The sequence below is a fragment of the Paraburkholderia caffeinilytica genome (assembly GCF_051027425.1).
Classification (GTDB): domain Bacteria; phylum Pseudomonadota; class Gammaproteobacteria; order Burkholderiales; family Burkholderiaceae; genus Paraburkholderia; species Paraburkholderia caffeinilytica_A.
The window spans coordinates 2,686,417-2,711,263 of sequence record NZ_CP186553.1 but is presented as its reverse complement, the minus strand read 5'-3'; the positions used below and the strand labels follow the sequence as shown (position 1 = coordinate 2,711,263).

General features: G+C 62.9%; 15 protein-coding genes. 4 read left to right on the top strand and 11 right to left on the bottom strand.

Annotated features, from left to right (window positions below; all coding sequences use genetic code 11):
* Positions 1-59: 59 nt before the first annotated feature.
* The 3 genes from ACOSV0_RS32445 to ACOSV0_RS32435 all read left to right on the top strand — a co-directional run bounded on the left by ACOSV0_RS32445 (position 60) and on the right by ACOSV0_RS32435 (position 4,823).
* Positions 60-803: a fimbria/pilus periplasmic chaperone gene (locus tag ACOSV0_RS32445; protein WP_434111593.1), complete on the top strand. Its 744-nt coding sequence runs from the start codon at positions 60-62 to the stop codon at positions 801-803.
* Between the two features lie 230 nt (positions 804-1,033).
* Complete coding sequence (locus tag ACOSV0_RS32440) at positions 1,034-3,679, top strand: fimbria/pilus outer membrane usher protein (protein ID WP_434111592.1); 2,646 nt, start codon at positions 1,034-1,036, stop codon at positions 3,677-3,679.
* Between the two features lies 1 nt (position 3,680).
* Positions 3,681-4,823: a fimbrial protein gene (locus tag ACOSV0_RS32435; RefSeq protein ID WP_434111591.1), complete on the top strand. Its 1,143-nt coding sequence runs from the start codon at positions 3,681-3,683 to the stop codon at positions 4,821-4,823.
* 240 nt (positions 4,824-5,063) lie between these two features.
* Here the strand turns inward: ACOSV0_RS32435 and ACOSV0_RS32430 are convergent, their stop codons facing one another.
* The 7 genes from ACOSV0_RS32430 to bcsD are packed head-to-tail and all read right to left on the bottom strand — an operon-like array spanning position 5,064 to position 17,907.
* Positions 5,064-9,845, bottom strand: a complete 4,782-nt coding sequence (locus tag ACOSV0_RS32430) for a cellulose synthase subunit BcsC-related outer membrane protein (RefSeq protein WP_434111589.1) — start codon at positions 9,843-9,845, stop codon at positions 5,064-5,066.
* Positions 9,836-11,044 (bottom strand): cellulose synthase complex periplasmic endoglucanase BcsZ, encoded by a 1,209-nt coding sequence (gene bcsZ / locus ACOSV0_RS32425; RefSeq protein ID WP_434111587.1) that lies wholly within the window; start codon positions 11,042-11,044, stop codon positions 9,836-9,838. The genes ACOSV0_RS32430 and bcsZ overlap by 10 nt, the downstream gene beginning before the upstream one ends.
* Positions 11,045-11,054: 10 nt before the next feature.
* Entirely contained in the window at positions 11,055-13,622 is a 2,568-nt protein-coding gene (gene bcsB, locus ACOSV0_RS32420; protein ID WP_434111585.1) for a cellulose biosynthesis cyclic di-GMP-binding regulatory protein BcsB, read from the bottom strand.
* 3 nt (positions 13,623-13,625) lie between these two features.
* Entirely contained in the window at positions 13,626-15,830 is a 2,205-nt protein-coding gene (gene bcsA, locus ACOSV0_RS32415) for a UDP-forming cellulose synthase catalytic subunit (protein WP_434111584.1), read from the bottom strand.
* Entirely contained in the window at positions 15,827-16,615 is a 789-nt protein-coding gene (gene bcsQ, locus ACOSV0_RS32410) for a cellulose biosynthesis protein BcsQ (protein WP_434111583.1), read from the bottom strand. Before bcsQ ends, bcsA begins: the two co-directional genes overlap by 4 nt.
* Positions 16,612-17,391: a cellulose biosynthesis protein BcsP gene (bcsP, locus tag ACOSV0_RS32405; protein ID WP_434111581.1), complete on the bottom strand. Its 780-nt coding sequence runs from the start codon at positions 17,389-17,391 to the stop codon at positions 16,612-16,614. Before bcsP ends, bcsQ begins: the two co-directional genes overlap by 4 nt.
* A gap of 60 nt (positions 17,392-17,451) precedes the next feature.
* Entirely contained in the window at positions 17,452-17,907 is a 456-nt protein-coding gene (gene bcsD, locus ACOSV0_RS32400; RefSeq protein WP_434111579.1) for a cellulose biosynthesis protein BcsD, read from the bottom strand.
* A 543-nt stretch (positions 17,908-18,450) separates the two neighbouring features.
* On the opposite strand from bcsD, the gene ACOSV0_RS32395 reads away from it, so the two are divergent.
* Positions 18,451-20,781, top strand: a complete 2,331-nt coding sequence (locus ACOSV0_RS32395) for an EAL domain-containing protein (protein ID WP_434111577.1) — start codon at positions 18,451-18,453, stop codon at positions 20,779-20,781.
* Positions 20,782-21,620: 839 nt separating this feature from the next.
* Here ACOSV0_RS32395 and hpaI read toward each other — a convergent pair.
* The 4 genes from hpaI to hpaD all read right to left on the bottom strand — a co-directional run bounded on the left by hpaI (position 21,621) and on the right by hpaD (position 24,786).
* Entirely contained in the window at positions 21,621-22,424 is an 804-nt protein-coding gene (gene hpaI, locus ACOSV0_RS32390; RefSeq protein ID WP_434111575.1) for a 4-hydroxy-2-oxoheptanedioate aldolase, read from the bottom strand.
* Between the two features lie 20 nt (positions 22,425-22,444).
* A complete protein-coding gene (gene hpaH, locus ACOSV0_RS32385) occupies positions 22,445-23,248 on the bottom strand; it encodes a 2-oxo-hept-4-ene-1,7-dioate hydratase (RefSeq protein WP_434111573.1) in 804 nt (267 codons plus the stop codon).
* 254 nt (positions 23,249-23,502) lie between these two features.
* Entirely contained in the window at positions 23,503-23,901 is a 399-nt protein-coding gene (locus ACOSV0_RS32380; RefSeq protein WP_434111571.1) for a 5-carboxymethyl-2-hydroxymuconate Delta-isomerase, read from the bottom strand.
* Between the two features lie 21 nt (positions 23,902-23,922).
* Complete coding sequence (gene hpaD, locus ACOSV0_RS32375) at positions 23,923-24,786, bottom strand: 3,4-dihydroxyphenylacetate 2,3-dioxygenase (RefSeq protein WP_434111569.1); 864 nt, start codon at positions 24,784-24,786, stop codon at positions 23,923-23,925.
* Positions 24,787-24,847 lie beyond the last annotated feature (61 nt).

Genomic DNA, 24,847 nt, shown 5'->3' with positions numbered 1-24,847 from the left:
ACCTTTCTTCAAGCAATTCCGTGATTAATTGATTAAGCTTGGCAACAAAGGAGTGGGTGATGAAACCGATGCGTCGATGGATGGCGGTGCTGGGTCTGGCGAGTGCGCTGTTGGCCGGCGCGGCGCAGGCGAGCGTCACGGTGGGCGGAACGCGGGTGGTGTATCCGCTCGACCAGCGGGAAGTCACGGTCAAGCTAGACAACGACAGCCGCAACCCATCGCTCGTGCAAGTGTGGATGGACGACGGCAACGCGGACTCGAAGCCCGGCGAAAGCAAGGTGCCGTTCGTGATTACGCCGCCGATTTTCCGGATGGACCCGCAAAAAGCGCAGACGCTGCGCGTGATGTACACCGGCGAGGCGCTGCCGCAAGACCGCGAGTCCGTGTATTGGCTGAACGTGCTGGATATCCCGCCGAAAGCGGCCAGTACGGCGGACAGCAACACGCTGCAGTTTGCGTTCCGCACGCGTATCAAGGTATTCGTCCGACCGCCTAAGCTGCCTGGCCGACCGGAAGAAGCGCCGCGTCAACTCGACTGGAAAGTCGTTCCGGCGCCGAACGGTAAGGGCCAGGTGTTGGCGGTCACCAACCCGACCGCGTATCACGTGTCGTTCAGCGCGATCGACGTCGCGGCCGGCGGACGCACCTATAAGAACGACAGCGGCGGCATGGTGGCGCCTCGCGGTACCGGGATCATTCCGGTTCCGCAAATGACCGGCGTGCAGGCCGGCGCCAAGGTTCATTACACGGCAATCAACGATTTCGGCGGTGCGATCGAAGGCGACGCAACGCTGACTCAGTAACGCGGGTCAAGCTTCTCTCATTTCCGGGCGGTAGCCATCCGCTCATTCCCAGCTTCTTCTCTGCCTTGTTCAGCACGTATCGCATAAGCCGCGATACGCATGTGCGCACGCGTCGTGGTTGGCTGTCTCAATATTCAGACTCGTCCTAGGTACTCCTATCTCGTAAATCCATAACATCGACTTGTACCTCATCAAGAGCGAAACATTTCACAAGCGATGTTATCTGGATCATGAAACCCTCACGCCAAACGCAGTCGGATGCATACATCGGTACCGATGCTGTTGTCTTCGGTTTGAAGCCGGTTACGGCGCTCGTGCTGTCCGTATTCGCGATGCTGGGTTATATGACGCCGGATAATGCAAGCGCCGCGGACGCCGGCCAGACGGCCGAAGCCGTCACCTTCGATACCACCTTCCTGCAGACCGATCCGAAACAGACCGTGGACGTTGCGCGCTTCGCACGCGGCAATATCGTGTCGCCGGGTGTCTATACCGTCGACGTGTGGGTCAACGATGCGCGCGTCACACGCGACAGCATCCGCTTCATCGCGACGCGCGACGGCGAAAGCGCGCACGCCTGCTTCGATCGCAAGATGCTCGAAGGCTTCGGTGTCGACTTCGCCAAGGTCGAAGCCGAAGTCAAGCAGAGCGCGGCGACATTCGCCGCAGGCGATTGCATCGACGTGGCCGCGGTTGTGCCCGAAGCCAGCGTCCAGTTCGACTTTTCCGAGCAGAAGCTCGTCATCACGGTGCCGCAAAAATTCATGCGCAATTCGGCACGCGGTTATGTGCCGCCGGAGTTGTGGGACAACGGGGTGAATGCCGGCTTCGTTAGCTACAACGCGAACGCATATCGTTCGGATAGCGGCGGTGTGCATTCGTCGCAGGAGTATCTCGGTCTGAACGCCGGTGTGAACATCGGCGGGTGGCATTTCCGTCATCAGTCGTCGGTGACGGCATCGACGGGTCAAGCGACGCAGTTCGACAACATCGCCACCTACGTGCAACACGACGTGGCGAAGCTGCGCTCGCAGGTGACGCTCGGCGATGCCCAGACCACGGGCGACGTGTTCGACAGCGTGTCGTTTCGCGGCGCGCAGATCGCGACCGACGACCGCATGCTGCCCGAATCGCTGCGCGGCTACGCACCTGTCGTGCGCGGCACGGCCGATTCGAATGCGCGCGTCACGGTGCGCCAGAACGGTCAGGTGATCTATGAGACGAGTGTGTCGCCGGGACCTTTCGAAATCAAGGATCTCTACGCAGCAGGCTCCGGCGGCAATCTCGACGTGACGATCACGGAAGCCGATGGCCGCACGAAGAGCTTCACCGTGCCGTACGCCTCGGTGGCGCAATCACTGCGTCCAGGCACGACGCGCTTTGCTGTCACTGCCGGCCAGTTGCGCAACGATTCATTGCAGACCAAGCCCGGCTTCATGCAGGTCACGGTTCAACGCGGCCTGACGAATCTCGTGACGATGTACGGCGGCGCGATCGCGTCGACTGGTTATGTTGCGGCGAATGCCGGCGCGGCGCTGAACACGAAGGTCGGTGCGTTCGCAACCGACATCACGACCGCGCGCACCGAAGTGCCGGGTCACGAGTCGCAGCATGGCAGCAGCCTGCATATCGGCTACAGCAAGTTCATCGATCCCACCGGGACCAACATTGCCGTGGGCGCTTACCGCTTTTCCGACGCCGGCTACCTCAACTTCGCGGATGCCGCCACCTTGCGTGACGCAGCGCTGCACGGCGGCGACGTCAACGCGGCGGACCGCGAACGCGGCCGTCTGCAACTGACGGTGAACCAGAGTCTGAAGAACGGCGGCTCGGTGTTTCTGACAGCGTCGTCGCAGCATTACTGGAATCGCCCAGGCAACGACGTGTTTTATCAGGCGGGTTATTCGAACAGCTACAAGTTCGGCACGTACAGCATCACGGCTGGCCGCACGCGCAGCGCGGACGGTACGCTGTCGAACGAGATCATGCTCAGCACGACGATTCCGCTCGGTCACACGCAACATGCGCCGATGCTGTCGACGAATCTGAACGCCGGTAGCGGCGCGGCGACGATGCAGGCGAGTATCAGCGGCTCGGCCGGCGATCAGAATCAGTATTCGTATAACGCGTACGGCACGGTCGGGCAGGGTTCGTCGTCGGCGGCCAATGCGAACGCCGGCGTGAGCGGCGTCTATCGCGCGCCGCATGCGCAGGTCACGGCGTCGGCAAGCGCGGGCACGAACTCGACGCAAGTATCGGCGGGCGTGAGCGGCTCGATCGTCGCGCATCCGGGCGGCGTGACGTTCTCGCAGACGGTTGGCGATACATTCGGCATAGTCGAAGCACCGGGCGCGGCGGGTGCGACGATATCGAGCGCAACGGGCGTGAAGCTGGATAGCCGTGGCTATGCAGTGGTGCCATACTTGACGCCGTACAGCATGAACACGGTCGACATCGATCCGAAGGGCACGTCCAGCGACGTCGAGTTCGCCTCGACGTCAGAGCATGCGGTGCCGCGCGCCGGCTCCGTCGTGATGCTCAAGTACAGGACGGTGACGGGCCGCGCGGCGTTGATCCGCGCACCGCAACTCGGCGGCGAGGCGCTGCCGTTCGGTGCGGACGTGCTGGATGCAAAGGGCAATCACGTTGGCGTGGTCGCGCAGGACAGCCGGATTTTCGCGCGTGGTATCGACGACAACGGCACGCTCGTGGTCAAGGTTGGCGAGAAGGAAGGGGATGTATGCCGGATTCAGTATTCGTTGCCGGTGAAAGGCGATAAGGAAGAGGCGGCTTTTGCGTCTGTTGAGGGGCATTGCGTGGGTTCCCAGCCGGTGCGCGCTGATGGCGGCACTGTTGTGCAGAACCAGGCGCACTGAGATGGAAACTCAGATGTTCTCTGGGGATTACGCGATGAATCAATGCTGCTCTGCTTGCATTTGCCATCGGACGTTCGGTGACGAATCCCGCCAATCCGGTATCGTCACCTGGTTGGAAGCGTTCTTTTTGCGTTTGGTGGTGGTTCTGCTCGCCGGATTGTTTTGCGTTACAGCCCACGCCGCCATAACTTGCGGGACCGGCAACGTCAATAAATCCCTTGCGGTTGGAACAATCGCGGTACCGGTGAATGCTCCAGTCGGAATGACGGTCGGCACTCTTGCACCCGATACGTTTCAATTGAGTTGCCGCTTTATCAGCACCACAAGCCCAGGTAATGTCACTTCCGCGGCGTTGTATTCGGATTTCAAAACTACGGCTTCGCTTGCCGCAGGGTTCAACGACATCTATCAAACGGGAATTGCGGGTCTTGGCGTTCGCTACACCTTCAATTCGCCGCAATGCAATGCTACCAGCGTTATTCTCGTCAATGGTACGGTTCGCCTTTCGTGCCCGTTTAGTGGACCGTTAGACGGGCCATATACGTCCGCGAATGTGACTGTCACGGCTACTTTGGTGGTCATCGGCCCACTTGCGTCCGGTGCTTCCACGCTTTCGACCGCGCCCGCGGTGACGATTGGCTATGCCACGTCGGACCAGTCAGGTTACTGGAACCAGACACCTCTCTATAACGGCAGCGCGACCGGTGTTCTCACGCATGCCACGTGTTCCGTCAATCAAACGAACGTCGCCGTGCTCATGCCTACCGCCGACACTCACGCCTTTTCGTCCGTCGGGGCCGTGGCTACTCCGCAGCCGTTCTCTCTGTCATTTTCCTGTGCGACGGGCGCAAAAGTCTTGATCACGTTGACAGATAACGTGAATCCTTCGAATCGAAGCACTGCGCTGCAACTGTCGTCGGATTCGACCGCGCGAGGTATCGGCGTACAAATTTTGAACAGCAGCGGCACGCCCGTGTCCTTCGGTCCGGATTCGGCGGCGCCCGGCAACACGAACCAATGGCTGATCGGAAACTCGCCGAACGGTATGTTGCAGGTGCCGCTAACCGCCCGCTATGTGCGCACGGGCGCTGTCTCCGCGGGTACCGTCAAGGCGCTGGCGACCTTCACGATGTCGTATCAGTGATTGCAGCGGCTGACCGCCGGCACGGGCATCGATAACAGCGCCGAAGTGTTGCCAGTCCCGATGGTGACTGGGCCCTTCAAGTCCAACTAGCCTGAAGCGGACACGCGGCGGCGTGCTCCCTTGGGAGCACGCCGCCGCCGCCGAGCATGGAGGCCGCACCACCAGACCATGGAGAAACGTAAGACTCGCGACCTTCGGTCGGCAGCCCACGTAAAGGCCGCCGCTTCAGGCCACAACCAATCAGTTAGACAACGACATATACGGCGAACTCAACGGCGTCGGCGGGAACGGCTGCAACCCCGTCTGCTTGCTGAAGCTATACCGCACATAAACAGCCGCGAGCCACTCGCGATATTCATAAGCATTACCGAGCGAAGCCGTCGCTCCGAACGCCAGTTGCGGCGCCAGCTGATATTCGCCGACTGCGCTGAGCGAATACGACACGCCGGTCTTGCTCTGCCCGGGATAGATCGCGCCGCTGTCCACGGTAGCGCTAACCTTAGCCGCATTGGCCGCCGCGTCACCCTGCCGGGTGCTGCCATCGTTGAGCGGGAAGTAGTTCGACGCATCCTGCCGGTAATGCTGCACGCCGATCGACCCCTTTACGTCGTAGGTGAACGCGCCATTGCGCCCGGTCCATTCGATCGGCAAATTCAGGATCACATACTGTTGCGGGCTGAAATAGCCGCCCTGACCATATGTGAAGTACGACAGGTTCCTGTTGTAGTGCATGAGCGTCGTGTTCACGCCCACCGTGAGGGTCTGATCGGCGTCCTTCAGCAGGCGTGTGTACACGCCGCCGCCGCCCTTGACAGCGTAATTGCTCGTGACGTGATGGCCATCGTAGTACTGGTATGCAGTGTTCACGTACAGGCCACTGGAGCCGTCGTCCCATGCAAGGCTGCCGAGGCCGCCGTTGGAGGTGACGCCACCCCATTCGAGGCCGGCGCCCGCGTCGCGCGCGCCGGCGTAGGAGAGCAGACTGTCGGTCACCGCGCGGCGCGCGACGGCGAGCGAATACGACACCTTGTCGGTAATGCTGCCGTCGTATTTCGCTCCGGCCACGATGTTCGTTTCGCGGAAACCGAGCGGCGTTACGCCGATGTCCCCGCTGATATTGCGACCTTCGTACCCGACCGACAGACCCACGCCGCTTTCAGTCTGGCTACCGTAGGTGTTGCCGCCCGAGGATGAGGACGAGCCGCTCGTGCCGTTGGACAGCCCGGCGCCGAAACGCGCGAGCGTCGACACGGCGGAGGACGCCGTGCCCGCATCGAGTGTGACGGGAGTCGCCGTCACGACGATGTGGCCGTTGCCGGCCTTGATGCGCCCCTGAACGGGCGCTTCGATATCCGTCAACGTCGACAGACCGTCCTCGCCCTCGCGATTACGGAACACGATCCCGCCCGACACGGTGCTCGACTGCTCGCGATTGACCTGCGCCAGTTCTTCGGCGACACCGAGCGTCTGCGTGTTGGCGACGTTCGGCTGCGGGTAGCTGCCGCCGTTACCGTTCGTGCCGGGTTGTTGCGGGTAATACGGCTGCGCATAACCGGTCGGCGGCTGCGGGATGTACGGCTGCTGTTGCTGCACGTAATAACCCGAGCCCTGATTCGGATACGGCTGATAAGGCTGCTGGCCGTAAGCTTGCTGCGGCGGAACCGGTTGGTAAGGCTGCTGCGCGTAACCCTGCTGCTGAGGATAAGGCTGCTGAGGATACGGCTGCTGGCCGTAATAAGGCTGTTGTTGCTGCGGATAGCCTTGCTGCTGCCCATACGGCGCTTGCGCATAAGCTTGCGCGTTGGCTTTACTCTTCGACGCGCTTTGCTTCTTGCTGGTCGAGTGTTTTGCACCCGTGCCGGTGTTCGAGCCGGTGTAACGCGGTTGTTGCATCGAACTTGCATTGGCCTGCGCTTCGCGTGCCGCGGGCGACATCGGCCAAGGCGTGGGCGCATAGCCGTCCGGCTGTTGCTGGTATTGCGCTTGTTGCGGGTAACCGGCCTGCTGGGGATATCCAGCTTGCTGCGGGTAGCCCGGCTGCTGCGAATACCCGCCGTTGTACTGCTGCGGGGCCTGCTGCGTCTGGCCTTGTCCCGGATACGGTTGCAACGGTGCGCCCGACTGGCTCGACCCGCTGGTCTCCTGGCCGTAGCCACCCGTGCCGGTATCGGGCCGCGGCGTGTTATAGGGAACGGCGGTGGGCGCGGAGCCTGGCGAATACGGTTGCGCGGGCGTCGTATAAGGCGCGACGTAAGGCGCGGGCTGCGAAGGAGGCGGATAGTTCGGCACGGTCTGTGACGGCAAGGAGGACTGCGAGTACGGAAGCGGCGCACGCGGGGCATTGAAGCCACCGCCCGCAAGCGCCGCATTGTCTGCGTCGGTCGGCGTGACCGTGGCGGTTTTACCTTCGAAGGGATTGGTGCCCGGCAGCGGCGTCGCGCCGATCCGGCGCATCGCGACTTCCCAGCCGCGCGGCACGTTGCCCGCTGCATTGGCGCGCGGCGCGTTGGCCATCAGCGGTGTATTGGCCGCGACGAGCGAGCGCTGCAGATAAGTCGACGCGAGCGACAGCTTGCCTTCGGCGCGATACATGCGGCCCACTGCGGCCAGCACGCCCGGGTCGCCCGGCGCCGCGGCGAGCGCCTGTTTGGCGAGCGATTCGGCGTAGCTGAACTGTTTCGCACCGACCGCCGCGGGGATCGTCGCTTGCAGCAGGTTCAGGTCGTCGGGCTTGCGTTGCAGCGCGACGCGGTAACTGGCGAGCGCATTGCGGTCGTCGCCGGCGCTCGAATAGAGGCGGCCGAGGGCGGCTTGCAGATCGGGATTGTCGGGCATCGCCGCCAGCCACGGCGCGATCACGTCGTAGGCGCTGGCAAGATCGCCGCGCTGACGCACCGCATCGCATTGCTTGATGACGATACCCAGATTCAGATTGCCGAAATCCGTGCGCTGCTGCGGCGTCAATTGCATCGACGCAAGCCGCCGCATCACCGTGCCGAGTTCGGCGTCCTGCTGCGTGGCGGACAGAATGCCCGCATATTGCAGCAACAGATCGGTGTTGCCGGGCGCCGCGTTCATCGCGCCGCGCACGAGGCCCAACGCGCGATTCGGGTCGCCCGCCTGTTGATACGCGGAGGCGATCACGCCGATCAGTTCTGGACTGTTGCCCGCGACCGGTTCGGCCGCGTACAACGTCGCCCGCGCTTGTTGCGACTGGCCGTTGCGCGCCATCCGTGTCGCGAGGTCGGCCTGCTGATGCACCCACAAGCGGTGCTGCAAGGTCGTCATCGCGTCGGTACGTTGCGCGACCGGAATCCGTTCGAGTTGCGCGAGGCCGGTTGACCAGTCCTGTGTCTCCGCCGACAACAACGCGCTCGCATACAGCGCGTCGGTCATGTCGGGATGCGCGGCGAGCAGTCCGTCCATCATGCTGCGCGCATTCGCAACCGCGCCCTGGCGCACGTAAATGCGCGCGAGATCCAAACGCAGCCAGGGATCGTCGGGATCGTTCAGCAGTGCGTCTTCGAACAGGCTGCGCGCGCTGCCGAGATCGCCGCGCGCTTCGGCAGCGCGTGCCTGCGCGGCCTGCGCTTCGCCACGCAGACGGTTGATGCCGCCGGCCTTCGATTGTTGTTCGGTGTTCAACTGATTGGCGAATTGCAACGCTTCGTCGCCGCGGCCCTGTGCGGCGAGCGCGCCGACGAGTCCGCGAATCGCATCGGGATTGTCGGCCTGGCGGCGCAGTGCCATCCGGTAAGCCTGCTCCGCGCCGACCGGGTCGCCGTTCGTCAACAGCATTTCGCCGAGCAGCACCTGCGCGGTGACGTCGGACGGATTCAGCGCGATCGCGCGTTCGAACAGCGCCTTCGCCTTCGCGAATTCGCCATTGCTGCGCGCGCCGATGGCGTCGCTGGTATAGGTCCAGTAAGTCGCGCTATCGAGCGCGGTTTTCCAGCGTGAAGGATTGCCGTTGCGCGACGCGCGTTCCAGATAGTTGCGGGCTTCGGCAAACTTCTCCTGCTTCAACGCGGCGATACCCATGCCGCCGAGCGCGTCGGTGTCGTTCGGACTATTCGCCAGGACTGACGAAAACTTCGCGCGCGCCGTGCCGAGGTCGCCGCGATCGAGCGCGGCAAAACCGTCGGCGACGGTGCGGCCGCGGACGTCGACGGCAGCATTTTCCTGGGCGCGATCGCGGGCCGTCTTGTCCTGCTGAACCATCGACTCGAAGCGCGCCTTGACCGCGGCGTCGTCGGTTGCGCCTTGCAGATACGCTTCGTACAGCGCGGCGTCGGAGGGGCGTGCGTCGAGCCACAATAACGCCTGACGCCAGCTCTTTTTTGCCGACGCGCCGACCGTGCTGTCGGCGGCAAGCTTCTGCAGCCGCGCAATGCCGTCGCGGCGCGTCACATCGCGATACGTCAGATGCTGCGCGTAGGCGAGGGCGTAGCGCGGGTCGTCGGGGTTATCGCGTGCGAGCTGTTCCAGCCCACGGCGCGCCTGATCCCAGCCTTGCGGCGTGGCCGAGAGCGCCTGGTAATACTCGAGTTGCAGCGCGGGCGTCGCCGGTTTGCCGTTCAACGCGCGCTGATATTCCTGCACGGCGCTCGCGCTTTGACCGCTTTGCGCCAGGCGTCTCGCGTCGTTGACGGTCTGGTCGCGCAGGCTCGATTCGCCGAGACGTCGACCCAGTTCGTCCAGATTCGGATAGTTCGGCGCGGCCGCTTTCAGACGCGCGAGATATTGCTGCGCACCCGCACCGTCCTTGCGGTCGGCGAGCACCATACCCATGCCGTAGAGCGCGTCGGGTTGCTTCGGATCGATGCTCAGCACTTTCTGCCACGCCTGCTCGGCGAGGTCGCCACGGTGATGCGATTGCCAGTACTTGCCCTGATCGATCAGCACGTTCAAAGGATCTTTCGACGCCTGCGCCAACGCGTCAGGCGAAGCCGTCGCTACACAGCAGACGACCGTAAGGCTCAGCGCGAACCGCAATGAAAACGCGAGGGCGCTCAATCGCATGCATTTCTCCAACTCGGCACGAGACGGCCAGCTTCGTCGAAACGATAGCGGCCGTCGATGAATCCGGTGCCGAACAAGCCCAGCACACGATCGTAATAAACAGGTTCACGGCCCGGCACGCTGGTGTCGAGCGCGGCGAGATGCGTGCGCGCGAGACCGAGGCCGTGCTCGTCGCCGAGCGCCTTGAAGTACGGCGCGAGCGCGCCCCAATAGCTCAACGGTCCTTCGCCGCTCGCCGTGCCGGTGGTCGACGAGACCTTCTCGGGCGGAATGCCGTTTTGCGCGACCTTCGCGCGCATGCCGCCGAGCGCCGCGAGCCAGGGCCTGGCGAGCGGATCGGCGGGCGAGGTGAGGCCGGCCCACAGATAGACGCGGATCGCGTCATAGCTGCCGGTGTCGCCTTCTTTCGGATCGACCACGAACTGGCCGTTCTGCCACGCTGCCCAGTCGGGCGCGAAGCCTTGCGGCGCGGTGGTCCTGATCAGCTTGTAGGCGCTGTCGGCGAGCTTGGCCCACGGGCCGTTCTGCGTCTCCTTGGCGAGTGCGCGCAGCACCGGCAACGGCAGATAGCTTGGATTCAGGCGCGTCACGCCGCCGTCCTTGAAGCCCTGAGGTCCGGGCAGCAGCATCGGGCCGACGCCCGGCAGCGTGGTCATTTCCTGGCGCGCAATCTGTGCGGCGAGCGCCTGACCGAGTTGCGTATAGCTGGCCTCGTGCCACAGGCGGCCGGCTTGCAGCAGATCGTAAGCGATCCACAGGTCGGAGTCGGATGCGGAATTCGGATCGAGCACGCCGAACGAGCCATCCGGTTTCTTGCCCCAAAGCCACGAGGGCAGCCGCACGTTTTGCGGATCGAACTGGTTGCCTGCGAGATTGGCGCGGGTCCAGTTCAGGAGCCGGTCGAAGGTGGCGCGGTCGTTTGCGACCAGCGCGAAGAACAGGCCGTACGACTGGCCCTCCGAGGTGGTTTTCAGTTGCGGCGAGGAGTAATCGATCACGCGGCCGTCGGCCTGCACGAAGTGTTCGACGAACGTGCGGTATGCCGGCCAGTCGCTGTTGCACGGACCCGTCTGAGCGGGCGTCGGCGTGGTCTGGGCCACCTTGACGATATTGGCGAAACACGTGGCCGCCGTGAGGACAAGTCCAAGGCCGAGCCCGAGCGTCAGCGCCACGCGTGTCTTATTGGTTCGAAGCCGCATATCAGTCCTATCAGTCCCTTAGGCGGCGCGCGGCGATCGAACGCAGCGTCCGGTAGAAGAGGCCGGCGATGATCAGCGCGGCGAGCACGCCGCCCAGCATCAGCAACAGCGGATGCGACGACAGCGCCCAGCGCAGATACTCCTGCGGCGACAAATGACCGACGTAATACGCTTCGCCGTTCGACGTGATCGTGACGGTGCGGCCATGGATCACGGCCATCGCGCCTTGAATGCCCTGCAGCACGTCGGCATCGAGCAGGGCGGTGGACAGATCGGCGTCCGACTGGCCGGCCGCGCTCACCAGCGCGACGGCGCTGCGGTTTTTCTGCAGCGGCGATTCGAAACCGGTCAGGAGCGCGTCGCCGTTCGAACTCACGAGCGTCAGGTCGGCGCGCGCCGGCGAGCGTTCGACGCCGCGCTCGCCATGCCACCAGTCTTCGAGTTTGAAGACGACATCCGAGAGCGTGAAGGTGCGCGAATCGCCGTCGCTGGAGAACGGCATCGACTTGGCCCAGCGCTGCAGCAGCGGCTGTTTGCCCGGCGCGCCGAAAATCAGCAGATCCTTGTTGGCGTACTTGTCGACGTCGTCAGCTGTGCCGACCATGACGCCAGTCACCGGATAACCCGTCGATGCACCCATGCGGCCCATGGTCAGCAGGAACAGACTGTAGTCGCTCGAATCGGCCTCGTTCGGCAGGACCACCGCGGTCTCGGAGAGGTCGGCCATTCGTGTGAACGGGAAGCCGCTGTTGGCGAATGCAGCCAGGTCGGGCAGCGCCATGTAATGCGGGAACGACGAGAGGTCGATGGTCGAGTTCGGATCGATCGCACCGACCACGTTTTCCAGCAGACGGCCGCGACATTCGCCGGTGTTCGGAATGTCGTAGAAGAAATGCAGGCGCACCTGCGCGCGCGGCGTCAGCAGCAGCGGCGGAATATGCACGGTGCGGCGTGCTTCGGCGGTCCTGTCCGGCAACACGCGCGCGAAGTAATGGCTGAGCTCGAATATGGAGGCCGACTCGGCCGGAATCGGCAGCGCCTGCACGAAGCCGTCGTTGACGCTGACGTTCAGCGACGAACGGTCCCGCTGCGGACGCACGGTGTAGCGGTAGCGCAGATCGATCGGCGCGCCCTTGGTGTGCCACATGAACAGATCGGGCGGGACGCGCAGATTGACCCGCACGGCGTCGGCGTCGTAGCCGGACACGGTCAGGTCGCGTGCGTCGGCGAGTTCGCCGAAACGCACCGGGCGGTTGGTCGGCAGCCAGTTCGGCGCGTCGTACGGCGTACGGCGCGCGAGTTCGTTCAATTGCGTGATCGTCGCGCTTTGGCCGCTCAGCGTGTTCTGGCCGATGCCGAGCGCCGTCGCGGCGGTTTTCAGTTCGGCTTCGGTGCGGCCGAGCACGAGCAGCAGCTTGCCGCGTGCCGGCGCTTCACGGTCCACCACGGCGATCGTCGGGCCGGAAATCGCCGGAATCGTCACGCCGGCCGGGCGCAGGTCGTCGGTTGCGAACACCACGGCGTTGCCCGACAGCGGCGCGTTATCCAGTTGCGCCGGAAACAGCGCGCCGCGATAGCCGGCGAGCGCACCGAACCATGACGCGACGATGCCGCCCGCTTCGAGCATCGCGGCGCCGGGTTTTTGCGGGAACACGAACGGCAGCTCGAGACGGCGCACGTCGCGGCGGTCGAAGAACGGTTGCGGCAGCGCGGCGAGATCCGGCTTGCTGGCAAGCGACGCGTAGGTCAGGTCGAGCGAGCTCGCATTGCTGACCGTGGCCCACAGCGATGAATTCGCCGGGTCTTCGCAGCTCGTCGCGTAGTGGCCGATCAACTGCACGTTAAGGTGGTTGAATTCGGTGATGAAGCGCGGATCGATCGAGACGTCGCGCGCCACCAGCATGCCGGCCTGCTCGTGCGGCACCGGCAGCGTCGCGGCGACTTCGCCGTTCAACAGCACTTTCAACTGGGAAATATTCGCGAGCAGCGCGGGCGAATAGCTATAGACCAGATGCAGAATGGCGCCGGTCACCACCTCGTCGCCGCGCACGGAAAACGCGACGCCGTTCTGGCCGTCGGTGCCGCGCAGTTGCAGCGGATCGTGCGCGCCGAGGTCGGCGAACGTGAGCGTTTGACGGCGGCCGCCCGGCACCAGCGTGCCCGGTTCGGCGGTGGTCGGGGTTCTGATACCCAGCGCTTTCGCCGACGACGGAGCGAGCGCCGGCGTGGGCGTGGCCATCTGCGCCTGCGCGATGGTGTTCGGATCGTAGACGACGGCCGCGCTCGGCGCGGGCACGTTGCCCACGCCGGTAGCCACGCGCGCAGCCGGCGCGGCCTGGGCTGCTGCCGCATGGCCGGTTTGTGACGCACTCGCGCCGCTCAAGGCCGCCGCGGCCACTTCAGCCGCCGAGGCCAGCGGCGCCGCCAATGCGGTCTGCAGCGCGAGCCAGCAGGCAAGCCCGCGCATCAAGCGTTGCGAAGAGGAGCGTCCGGACCGGCGCAGACGTGCCTCCGATTCCATCCCACTGCGCTCGTGATTCGAGCGTTCGACGTTTGCCTTCGCCATCCTGTTGCCCATAGATCAGTCTTTGGTTTTTAGCTTCTTGACGTCCACCGGACGGCTTTTCATCGAGCTTCGAAGGTCGGCATAAAGATGCTCGAAAAGACCCGCAATGCCGCGTGCGCCGACCATCAGCACATGCGACAGGCCGCGCAGCGGCGTGTCCTGCTGACGCCCTTCGGCCCAGCCGGTCCATGCGTCGGCACGGGCGAACGTGGTCTTGACGAACTCGTATTCCTGTTCCCGCGTCATGGCCGAGAAGCGCAGGCCCACGCGGCCCGGCTCCGTGAAACCGACAGTGGCGGGGAAGGCGTATTCCTCGTCGCCGCGAAACAGCGACACGGTCACGCGTTCGTGCATCGGCACTTCGATCTTCGCGGGCAGCGCCACGCCGACGCCGCCTTCCGAGTAGTCGATGGTTTCGCAGGCGAGCGTGCGGCCAGTCGAGAACTTCAGCATCACCGGCATCGTCATCGCCACGCGGTGCACCGCGCGAATCTGCCGGCGCTCGCTTGCCGCGGCCACGCTCGCGCCGAGAATCAGCATGTTGTAGGTGGTCCAGGCGAGGTTCAGGATGGTCGTGTTCACCACGCTGCGAATGTGCAGGTTCAGATAAATATGCACGATGCCCACGAAAAAGCCGATCAGGTTCAGCAACAACAGGAACAGATACGGCCGCGAGATCGCCCAGTCGAAGTAGTTCTTCTCGATCTGGCCGCCCTTGGCCGTTACGTTGAATTTGCCTAGCTTCGGATTGATCAGCGCGAGCAGGGTAGGCGCGGTGATGTACGACGCCAGCACCGATTCATAGACTTCGGCCCAGAACGAATGGCGGAACGAGCGCTGCATCCGCGAGTTGGTGATGCTCGCGTGGAACATGTGCGGCAGCGCGTAGATCGCGATCGTGCTGGCGGCGGCTTCGATCACGTGCGCGCCGAAGAACAGATACGACAGCGGCGCGGTCAGGAACACCAGGCGCGGAATGCCATAGAAGAAGTGCATCATCGCGTTCAGATAACACAGCCGCTGACCGAGTTTGAGACCCTTGCCGGTCAGCGGATTGTCGATCCGGAAAATCTGCGTCATGCCGCGCGCCCAGCGAATCCGCTGGCCGATGTGGCCGGAGAGGCTTTCGGTGGCGAGACCCGCCGCCTGCGGAATCGCCAGATACGCGGTGGTGTAGCCGAGGCGGTGCAGTTTCAACGCGGTGTGCGCGTCTTCGGTGACCGTCTCGACGGCGATGCCGCCGATCTCTTCGACCATGGTCCGGCGCAGCAACGCACATGAGCCGCAGAAGAAGGTCGCATTCCACAGATCGTTGCCGTCCTGCACGAGGCCGTAGAACAGTTCGCCCTCGTTCGGCACCTTGCGGAAGGTGCCGAGATTGCGTTCGAACGGATCGGCGGAAAAGAAATGGTGCGGCGTTTGCAGCATTGACAGCAGCTTGTCGCGCAGGAACCAGCCGAGGCCGATCTGCAGGAACGAGCGGGTCGGAATGTGATCGCAGTCGAAGATCGCGAGATACTCGCCCTGGGTGATCTTCAGCGCTTCGTTGATGTTGCCGGCCTTCGCATGGCGGTTGTGCGTGCGGATCGTCCAGTTGACGCCGACTTCCTCGCAGAATGCCTTGAACTCGGGACGGCGGCCGTCGTCGAGCACGTGGATCGCGATCTTGTCGGCCGGATAGTCGAGCGCGAGCGCGGCATAGATGGTCGGCTTCACCACCGAGAGCGGCTCGTTGTAGGTCGGAATGAACACGTCGACGGTCGGCCACAGTTCGCGCGAGGCGGGCAGCGGCATCGGTGTGCGCTTGAGCGGCCAGGCGGTCTGGAAATAGCCGAGCATCAGCACGACGGTCGAATAGACTTCGGCCGACACCAGCAGCAGACCCCATGCGGCGTCGAGCGGATGCTCCCAGTAAGTCGTCGAGGTCAGCCGCCAGTACATATAGCGGCCCGACGTAACGACCGAGAGCATGATCATCACCATCGTCGCGTAACGGCCGGGCAGGCGGCGAAATAGCAGGGCCGTGATGAAGCAGCAGGTTGCGAACGTCAGTTGCTCGTAGAACGCGAGCGGCACCGTGAACACGAAGTACAGCATCGTCAGCGCGAACAGCGTGACCAGGCCGGTCACGATGCGGCTGTTCCAGAAGCGCGCGTCGACGAAGCGTTCGAGCCGCGACGGTTCGGCGTCTTCGAGGCCCGGTTGAGAGGACGTGCTCATGCGACATTCCTTGGCGAGACGGCGATCGCGTCGACTGCCGCCATCAGCCAGTTGCCGCACGAGCGAAAGTCGGCGGCTGCCTGGCTGAGTGGGTCGTAGTGAATCAGCGTGGTGTCGCAGGCGAGCGCTTCGCTCACGCCTTCGTCCAGATGGATCACGCCTGGAAAGAGCTTGTCGCCTAGCATCTGGCGCAGGACCTTGAGGACGTCTTTGGTCAACTGGCGTGACTGGTCGATCTGGTTGACCACGTAACCTTCGCCGCCGAACTCGGGACGCGGCGCGGCGTATGTTTCAATCAGCCGTTCCATTAACGGAATGGCCGCGTACGAAGCCGCGTCGGCCAGCACCACGTTCAGCGTGAAAGTGGCCGCGCACAACGCAGTGCGTACATACACGGACGAACCGGGCGGCGTATCGATGACGACGATGTCGGACGCGTCGAGCCGCAGCCTTTGCAGCGATTGTGCGAGCCATCCCGGCTCATGGTCGATATGCGCTTCGAAGCGGCGGCGGTCGTCTTCGAGCACCGCGCCATAGGGCAGCACGGTCACGCCGTCTACGCCGTCGAACATCACCGATTGCCAGGGATCGCCCGTCAACGTGGCGCGCGACAAACCGTCGATGCTGTCGAGCGGCACACCGAAATGCAGACGCAGCGCATTCTGCGGATCGAGGTCGAGGGCAATCACGCGCCGGCCGCTGGCGGCCAGCACAGACGCGAGATTGGCGGCGAGGGTGGTTTTGCCGACCCCGCCTTTGGCGGACACGACCGCGATGACTTTCATGAGCGACGAGGGCCGTTGACCAGCCACGAGTTGGAGGCGGCGGGCGTGGCGACGCGAGGGGCGCTGGCCGGCGCGGCCGCCGTTTGCGCGGGCGTGCCGCGCAGACGGTCGAAGACCGATTGCAGCGGCGCGGATTCGCTTTGTGGGGCCGCGGGCCGCGGCGGCGCGGGTTCGGGTTCCCGGGCGAACAGTTTGCCGAGGATCGAAGCGGGCGGCCTGGGCGCCGTGGGTTGGGTGACCGGGGGTGCCGGCGGGCGGAACTGGGCCATCGGCGGAATACTTGCGGGCGGCGCGAGCGGAGGAATCGGCGCCGTAGCGACCGACGCCGCCGGCGCCGTGGCAATCGGTGCAACCGGCGCTGCCGGTGCGGATTGCGCCGCTGCTTTATCGGTTGTTTCGAGCGCGCCGAAACGCGACGCGCCACTCGTCGCGGCGGGCTGAGCGGCGGGTTGAGCGGCAACGACCACCGGCGGAATATCCCGCCGGTGCGACCGGCTAAACAGCGGCGCCTTCGCGCGGGTGACCGAAGTGGCGTCTTTGGGCGTGGTGTCCTGACGGTCGGCAGCCGGCGCCGCGTCATGCGCCAATGCCTTACCGGCAGGCTCGCGGCTTTGCCCGATCGCGGGAATCGCCGGTTGCGTCAGATCCAGTGTCACCAGCAGCGGCCACCGCGTGCGCGCCGAACGCGCTTCGTTTTCTCGGCCGATTTCCTGGTACGCGCTGGCGTCGCCACCAAAATGATCGAATAGTTTCTCGATGTCGCTCGATGAACTCATAGTGCCGCCGTCTCGTTCATGACTTGCGTTGCCCCAATCTTTTTACTCATTCCGCTCTACTCAAACTTGATGCCGGCCCAGCCGAAACTCGATCGAGGTATCCGTGCCGTACTCGCTCGTTTGCGCCACCGACAGGCCCTGCGCGCCCAACGCGCTCAGCCAGGTCTGATAGACGCCTTCGAGAAACGCAGGGGTCCATGCGAGCGCCGTGTTGCCGAACGCTTGCAGCGGCGCGCAGTAATGCACGATGCGCAGCGATTCGGCTTCGTCGGACAACTCGACATAGCCCCAATCCATGTCATGCCAGCACAGATTCAATGCCTGAGCGAGTTCCGCGGTTGACCCGCAAGCGGGCAGTTGATGCGCCGCGGCAAACCGGCAGCCTATGCGGTACATCAGCTGGCGCAGTTCGTCGCGACCGATCTGCGCTTCGAACTCTGTTGCCAGGGCAGTCAGCATGCCGCGCCATTGCGGCGAGATCTGGCGTTCCAGCAGGTAATCGAGAATTGGGACCATGTTTTCCGGGAAATGGCCGTTGCTTCGGCCGTGTAAAAAAAACGGGTGCCGACGGTCGAATGCAAAGTGAAAGTGTTACGGAAAGCCGCGCATTGCACGCGTCCAAGGTTATTTTCACCGGGCTGTCTAGTCTGTCCGCCACACTTCGGAGGAGTCTACTTAAGACAGTAAGTTTTAGCCACTTTACATTCGTCTGAGTTATGCGCGCAAACGATTGCCGTTGATGCCGATTAGTTACGTAATTTTTACTGGCTGAATCTCTTTTCGCGCTTCCTTACCGTGGATGTCCGCAGCAAAGTGTTTGTAATCGATGCCGTTATGCGCAGGGCATTTCTCACGCGTCCCGGATAGCGTGGGTATGCGCTGGAGTCCGGCTTACGGAACGCTTTGCTGCCGCCGAGGGGCGAAACGAAATCGCGTGATGGCGGTGCAGCCCTTACTGGGTGGGGCGCAATTCTATTTGCGGGTAGGGCATAAATATTTGTCAGATGTTTGCCGTTATACATGGGCCGAGTGACCGGAGCCAGCCTGATATCTATCAATATGCTTTCCACCTCAACGAAGCACCTGTCCGATTCGGGTTTGCGCGATCGCTTTCATAAACGATCGCTGGAACATCAGCGTCCACTTTCGATGGTGACGATGGCGTTTACCGTTGTCGCGTTCCTGTGTTTAGTGGGGGCGCGCAATCTGGTCAACGGGCCGGCGACGCCGCTTGCTTACCGGCTCGCCTGTGCGCTGGTGCTCACGCTGCTGGTGATGGCGATTCCACGCGCAGGCTCGACCTGGACGTTCGGCGCAATCGGAGTCGCGTACTCGCTGGTGCTGGTGACCGGTCTCGCGCTGAACGTCTCCGGCGTCGAACAGCCGTTGTTGTGGATCGTGCCGGCCATGGTCGCGATCCCGATCTGCGCCGCGCCGCTGTGGTTGACGCCGATGCATTTCCTCGCCGGCAGCGGGATTTTCTATGCGGCAGCGCTTGCCTTTCTGTTCGGCGAGCCGCGCACGCGTGATGTCAATGTGGTCGTGTGGATGTGGATCGTGGCGATCGGCATACCGACTTCCGCTGTGTTTCACTTCAGCTTCTACCGGTTCCGGCGCAACCACTTTCTGCTCGAGAGCCAGTTGGCGCAACTCGCCGCGACCGATCCGCTGACCGGCCTGCAAAACCGCCGCGCGTTCGTGAAGCAGGCCGAGCGTCGCCTCGAGGCCATGACACCCGATGCGCGGGTCAGCGCGATTTTTCTCGACATCGACAGTTTCAAATCGCTGAACGACCGCTTCGGCCACGCGGTCGGCGACCATGCGCTGTACCAGGTGGCCCAGGTATTGATGGAGGAGACCGCCGCGGACGACAGCGTGAGCCGGATCGGCGGCGAGGAGTTCGCGGTGCTGCTGCGCGACGGGCTGGCCGGCGCACTGGCGCTAGCCGAGCGCCTGCGCGGCGCGATTGCCGTTATCGAGCGCCCCGACGGCCATCTGACCGCGAGCTTCGGCGTGGCGGAGCACCGGAGCGGCGAAAGCATCATGATGTTGCTCGATCGCGCCGACGAAGCTTTGCTGCGCGCCAAGCACTCAGGCAGAAACCGCGTGTGCGCCGAACGCGCGTTGCCGCTCGACCCGCTAAAAATGCTCTCCGCCGGTGGGCTAGCGGAGGGTGAGGCGGCGCCCCGGCATCTCTGGGATGACTATTACCTGACTTCTCACTTCCAGCCGCTCTACAGTTTGTCGCATCAGAAGCAGATTGGCTTCGAGGCGCTGCTGCGTGGCGAGCAGAACGACGGCACGCTGGTGCCGCCCGTGGTCATGTTCGCGCCGAAACCGTCCAGCGACGAAGGCGCGCTCGATCGCGCGAGTCATGCCGTGCATCTGGCCAATGCGCGCAAATTGCTGCCCGGCGACGCGTGGCTGTTCCTCAACATTTTGCCCGCGACATTTATCGCCGAAGGCTACGCGGATCAGCTTGCCATGATCGCGCGGGCGGTGGGGCTCGACCCTGAGCGGGTGATTCTCGAGATTCTCGAATCGCACGGCGGCAGCGTCGACGACATGTCGCGCGCGGCGGCTTTGTACCGCGAGCATGGCTTCCTGATCGCCGTCGACGATTTCGGCGCGGGTCAATCGAACCTCGACCGGCTGTTGCGGATCCGGCCGGATATCGTGAAGCTCGATGGCGAGCTGATTCGCGCGACCAGTCACGGTTCCGGACAGCCGATCCTGCCGAAGCTCGTTTCGCTGCTGCATCAGGCGGGGATGCTGGTTGTCGTGGAGGGCGTGGAGACCACGGAGGAGCTGATTCTGGCTGTTGAGTCGAATGTGGATTTCGCGCAGGGGTATCTGCTCGGACGGCCGGCTGCGGAGATTGCGCCGCCGGAGTCGGTGCATCGGCGGATCGACGATGCGTTCGATGTGATTGCCCAGGGGAGGGCGCATCAGTATGCGTTGTTCGAGTCTGAGGTCGAGCCCTATCGGTCGGCCTTGAGCCGTACGGCTGATGATTTGCTGGCCGGCGTTTTGATGGATCAGGCGTTTGCTTTGCTGGCTACGTTTGAGCGCTGCATCAGTTGTTTTATTCTGGATGATTCGGGGCGGCAGATTGGGCATGAATTGCGGGGACCGGCCTGGAGTAGCGAAGCGGCGTCGCTGCATCCTGTGGCTAATCCTCGCGATGCGAGATGGGATCATCGGCCTTATTTTCGTAATGCGGTTTTGTTGCCTGGGGTGGCTGTGGCTAGTAATCCTTATCTTTCTTTGGCTAGTGGGCGGCCTTGTATTGCTGTTACTTTGGCGTTGCCGTTGGCTGTTGGGAGGTCTGTTATTGGGGTGGAGCTGGATTGGTCGGCGGTGGGGTTGCCGTGGCCGGCGGGGGAATGACGGTTTTGGGTTTTTTTTTGCCTGCGCGGCGCTTTATTTGTATGTCTGCGGGGGGCTTGTTTGTCTGTTTGCCTACGGCGTTGGCCTTTCCTTGATCTGGGTTCTTTGGGCTTTGGTTTTTGGTTTTTGGCCTTTCCTTGAATTGTTATTGGTTTATTAGCGTCGCCCCTGTGCGGGGCAGGCACCTACTTTTCTTTGCCTGCCGCAAAGAAAAGTAGGCAAAAGAAAGCGGCTCACACCGCCAGCTCATAAGCGGGTCCCCCGCACAGTCACGGTAGTGGTGCATCTGGAATCTGTGTTCTCGCACATTTCGCGTTCGTGACAAGGTAGTCATTCTTCCGGCGGCGCTGCGCGCGCCGAAGCGTATTTCACAGAACCGACCACCGTGTTTTTGCACTCGTGCTTCCATCGGCTCCGCCGAGGCGGAGCCGATGGCCCCCACCACGCTCAAACGAAGCTCCAGGTTTCCTTGGCAGACCCATCCGCGACGCACGCAGTGCGGAGTGGGAACGAATGAGCCCTTTGTCACTAGCGCTGAATGCGCAAGAACACGGATTCCAGATGCGCCACTACCGTGGCTGTGCGGGGGACCCGCTTAAGAGTTAGCGGTGTGAGCCGCTTTCTTTGCTTATCTTTCTTTGCGGCGGCAAAGAAAGTAAGTGCCGCCCCGCACAGGGGCAAACGCTAATAAACCAATAAGTAATCAAGGAAAGGCCAACGCCATAGGCGCACAACCGCACAACCGCACAACCGCACAACCGCACAACAATAAGCGCCGCGCAGGCAACCAGATCAAGGCAAGCCCAACGCCGTAGGCAAACAAACCAACCAACCCCCCCTCAATACCCGCCCTTCACGGGCACAACCACTCCCACAGTCTTCTTATACGAGGCGGCCAGATCAGCCGCCGCCCGACTCAACAACCCCGTATCCGTCCCCACCGCCACAAACGTCGCCCCCGCCGCCATATACTCGGCGGCAATCCCCGAATCCGGCGCAAGCACACCTGCCGCTTTACCGGCGTCCCGCACCTTCCTGATGCCGTTGCAAATCGCCTCGCGTACGCTCGCGTCCCCGGGCTTGCCCAGCAATCCCATCGATGCACTCAGGTCCGACGGACCAAAAAACACGCCGTCTACGCCTTCCACTGCCGCAATCGCGGAAAGATTCTCCATCCCCTGTACCGTCTCCACCTGCACCAGTACACACAATTCGTCTGCCGCCGTGCTCAGGTAGTCCGGTATCCGGTTCCAGCGCGATGCCCGTGCCAATGCGCTGCCCACCCCGCGAATGCCCTGCGGCGGGTAGCGCGTGGCCGCTACGGCGTCCGCGGCCTGGTCCGCTGTGTCGATCATCGGCAATAACAAGGTCTGTGCGCCTATGTCGAGCAATTGCTTGATCAACGCGCTGTCGCTGCGTACCGGACGCACCACCGGATGCGATGCATACGCGGCCACGGCCTGTAATTGCGCCAGTGTGCTGCGCACGTCGTTCGGGGCGTGCTCGTTGTCGATCAACAACCAGTCGAAGCCGGCGGTAGCCAGCAACTCGGTTACGTAGGCATCGGCGAGCGCGGCCCACAGGCCGAATTGCGGCTTGCCCTCGGCCAGCGCGCGCTTGAAGGTGTTTTGCGGTGGGGACATGTTGATTAACTCAAATGAGCTCAAATGAAATTCAAACCGATGCCGCCCAGCGGACCATAGTCGACGTGGAACGTGTCGCCCGCTCGCGCAGGGATCGGACTCGTGAACGAGCCGCTCAGGATTACGTCGTTCGCGTTCAGGACTTCATCGTAGGGAGCGATCTTGTTCGCGAGCCAGGCAACGCCAGTGGCGGGGTGATTCAGCACTGCGGCAGCGAGTCCGCTCTCTTCAACGGCTCCGTTCCTGTAAAGCAGGGCGCCAACCCAGCGAAGATCGACGTCCATCGGACGCACCGGACGGCCGCCTAATACGATGCCGGCATTGGCCGCGAAGTCCGAGATGGTGTCGTAGACCTTGCGCGGCGCCTTCGTCTCGCGGTCGAATTGTTCGATACGCGCGTCGATAATTTCCACGGCCGGGGTCACGTAGGCGGTGGCGTCCAGCACGTCGAATAGCGTGACGCCAGGACCCTTCAATGGCTTGCTCAATACGAAGGCCAATTCGACTTCCACGCGTGGTGCAATGAAGCGGTCGGCGCGGATGTCGTGGCCGTTTTCGATGAACATGCTGTCGAGCAGCGGCGCATAGTCGGGCTCGTCGATCTGCGAGGAACGCTGCATCGCGCGTGAAGTCAGGCCAATTTTGCGGCCCTTGATCACGTGGCCCTCGGCCAGTTTGAGTTTCACCCATTCGCGCTGGATCGCGTAACCGTCCTGTACGGTCATCTCGGGATACTTGGCCGAAAAGTGACGCAGTTGGGTGCGCGTCTTCTCGGCGTTGTCGAGTTGCGCGGCGAGGTCGCGGATTGTCTGTTCGTCTAGCATGATGGATTCTCTATAAGCGGCTGCCAGGTCCAGCTACGGGGTCGGAAGCACCAGGCGTGGGCTTTGGGCCCAGGTTTCAGGCCCGAGCCTCAAGCCCCGAGTCCTAGGCCTCAAGTCCAAGGTCCCAGGTCCCAAGACCCAAGACCCAAGACCCAAGACCCAAGACCCAAGACCCAAGACCCAAGACCCAAGACCCAAGACCCAAGACCCAAGACCCAAGACCAAGCTCCAAGACCAAGCTCCAAACCCAGGTATCAGACCTTAAGCCGCGCGTGCAAATTGTTATGCTTCCATGTACCGGTTTCGCTGAATTCATTGATCTCCAGCGACAACGCCAGGCCGTGTTTTTCAAACTCAGCGGCGAAGTGCTGCTTGATCACTTCAAATAGCGCATCGCCGGTCGTCTTTTTTGCGGCATCCGAGCGGCCCGCGGCGATTTTCAGGTTCGCGTGCAGAAACGCAGCGTCGGCCCGGCCGTCCGCAACGCAGTATTGCTCGCAGCGCAAGGCGCGCACGCGGATGCCGCCGAGCGGATAAATGCGTTGTTCGTTCTCGCGTTGTGCATCGAGACAGCTGGCAAGCGATGTGCAAAGTCGTTCGATGCTTTCTTCGCCGGCGAGATTGGCGCTGTATTCGAGTGTCAAATGCGGCACAGTAGTCTCCTCACTCAAAGCTTAAGCAGGCAGGGGCGTCACAGGAAAGATCGCGTTGATCTGGCCGGTGCCCGAACTGCCGAAATACGGCGTGACGACTTCAACCTTGCCGTCGTAACGGTCCCATCCGAGCGCGCCGAGCAGCATCGCGGTGTCGTGCATGCCGCCTTCGCCCCAGCATTTCTCGTTATAGAGCGGGAGCATTTCGCAGAAGGTCTTCCAGTCGCCGGCTTCCCACAACTCGACCACCTTGCGGTCCATCTGTTCGAGAAACGGGCTCCACACCTTGTGCATGAACTGCTCGGCCGTGCCGTTGTTGGCGAAGTGGTGGCTCAGAGAACCGCTCGCCAGAATCGCTACGGTGCCGCCGTAATGTTCCTCGATAGCCTTGCGTACCGCGAGGCCGAAGCGAGCACTGGTTTCGAGGTCGTGCCACATGCACCAGCCGGCTACCGAGACGGTCTTGAAGTGCTGGTCGCTATTCATATAACGCATCGGCACCAGCGTGCCGTACTCGAGTTCGAGCGTGGTCTGGCTGTGCGCGCGGCTTTTTACGCCCATCCCGTTCGCGACTTCCGCGATCAGATCGCCGAGTTCGACATTGCCGGGATACGCGTACGGCATGTTCTTGATGAAGTGTGGCAGCTCGTTGCTCGTATAGACGCCCTCGAACTTCGGCGCGCAATTGATGTGGTATTCGCTGTTCACCAGCCAATGCACGTCGAACACGACGATCGTATCCACACCCAGTTCGCGGCAACGCCGGCCGATTTCATGGTGTCCGTCGATTGCAGGTTGACGGCAACCCTTATGCGGACCGTCGAGTTCGGACAGATATAACGACGGGACATGAGTGACTTTTGCTGCCAACGCGAGTTTGCCCATCGCGGTCTCCTATTCTGTGTCGCACGAGGCACGATAGCCCCGCGCGCAAATGACCCGTGTT

Bases quoted from the DNA above. Each gene is read 5' to 3' on its own strand.
- ACOSV0_RS32440 (WP_434111592.1), top strand. From the start codon at position 1,034: ATGAAACCCTCACGCCAAACGCAGTCGGATGCATACATCGGTACCGAT.
- ACOSV0_RS32435 (WP_434111591.1), top strand. From the start codon at position 3,681: ATGGAAACTCAGATGTTCTCTGGGGATTACGCGATGAATCAATGCTGC.
- hpaI (WP_434111575.1), bottom strand. From the start codon at position 22,424: ATGTCCCCACCGCAAAACACCTTCAAGCGCGCGCTGGCCGAGGGCAAG.
- ACOSV0_RS32395 (WP_434111577.1), top strand. From the start codon at position 18,451: ATGCTTTCCACCTCAACGAAGCACCTGTCCGATTCGGGTTTGCGCGAT.
- ACOSV0_RS32445 (WP_434111593.1), top strand. From the start codon at position 60: ATGAAACCGATGCGTCGATGGATGGCGGTGCTGGGTCTGGCGAGTGCG.
- bcsQ (WP_434111583.1), bottom strand. From the start codon at position 16,615: ATGAAAGTCATCGCGGTCGTGTCCGCCAAAGGCGGGGTCGGCAAAACC.
- bcsP (WP_434111581.1), bottom strand. From the start codon at position 17,391: ATGAGTTCATCGAGCGACATCGAGAAACTATTCGATCATTTTGGTGGC.
- ACOSV0_RS32430 (WP_434111589.1), bottom strand. From the start codon at position 9,845: ATGCGATTGAGCGCCCTCGCGTTTTCATTGCGGTTCGCGCTGAGCCTT.
- hpaH (WP_434111573.1), bottom strand. From the start codon at position 23,248: ATGCTAGACGAACAGACAATCCGCGACCTCGCCGCGCAACTCGACAAC.
- bcsB (WP_434111585.1), bottom strand. From the start codon at position 13,622: ATGGGCAACAGGATGGCGAAGGCAAACGTCGAACGCTCGAATCACGAG.
- bcsD (WP_434111579.1), bottom strand. From the start codon at position 17,907: ATGGTCCCAATTCTCGATTACCTGCTGGAACGCCAGATCTCGCCGCAA.
- bcsA (WP_434111584.1), bottom strand. From the start codon at position 15,830: ATGAGCACGTCCTCTCAACCGGGCCTCGAAGACGCCGAACCGTCGCGG.
- hpaD (WP_434111569.1), bottom strand. From the start codon at position 24,786: ATGGGCAAACTCGCGTTGGCAGCAAAAGTCACTCATGTCCCGTCGTTA.
- bcsZ (WP_434111587.1), bottom strand. From the start codon at position 11,044: ATGCGGCTTCGAACCAATAAGACACGCGTGGCGCTGACGCTCGGGCTC.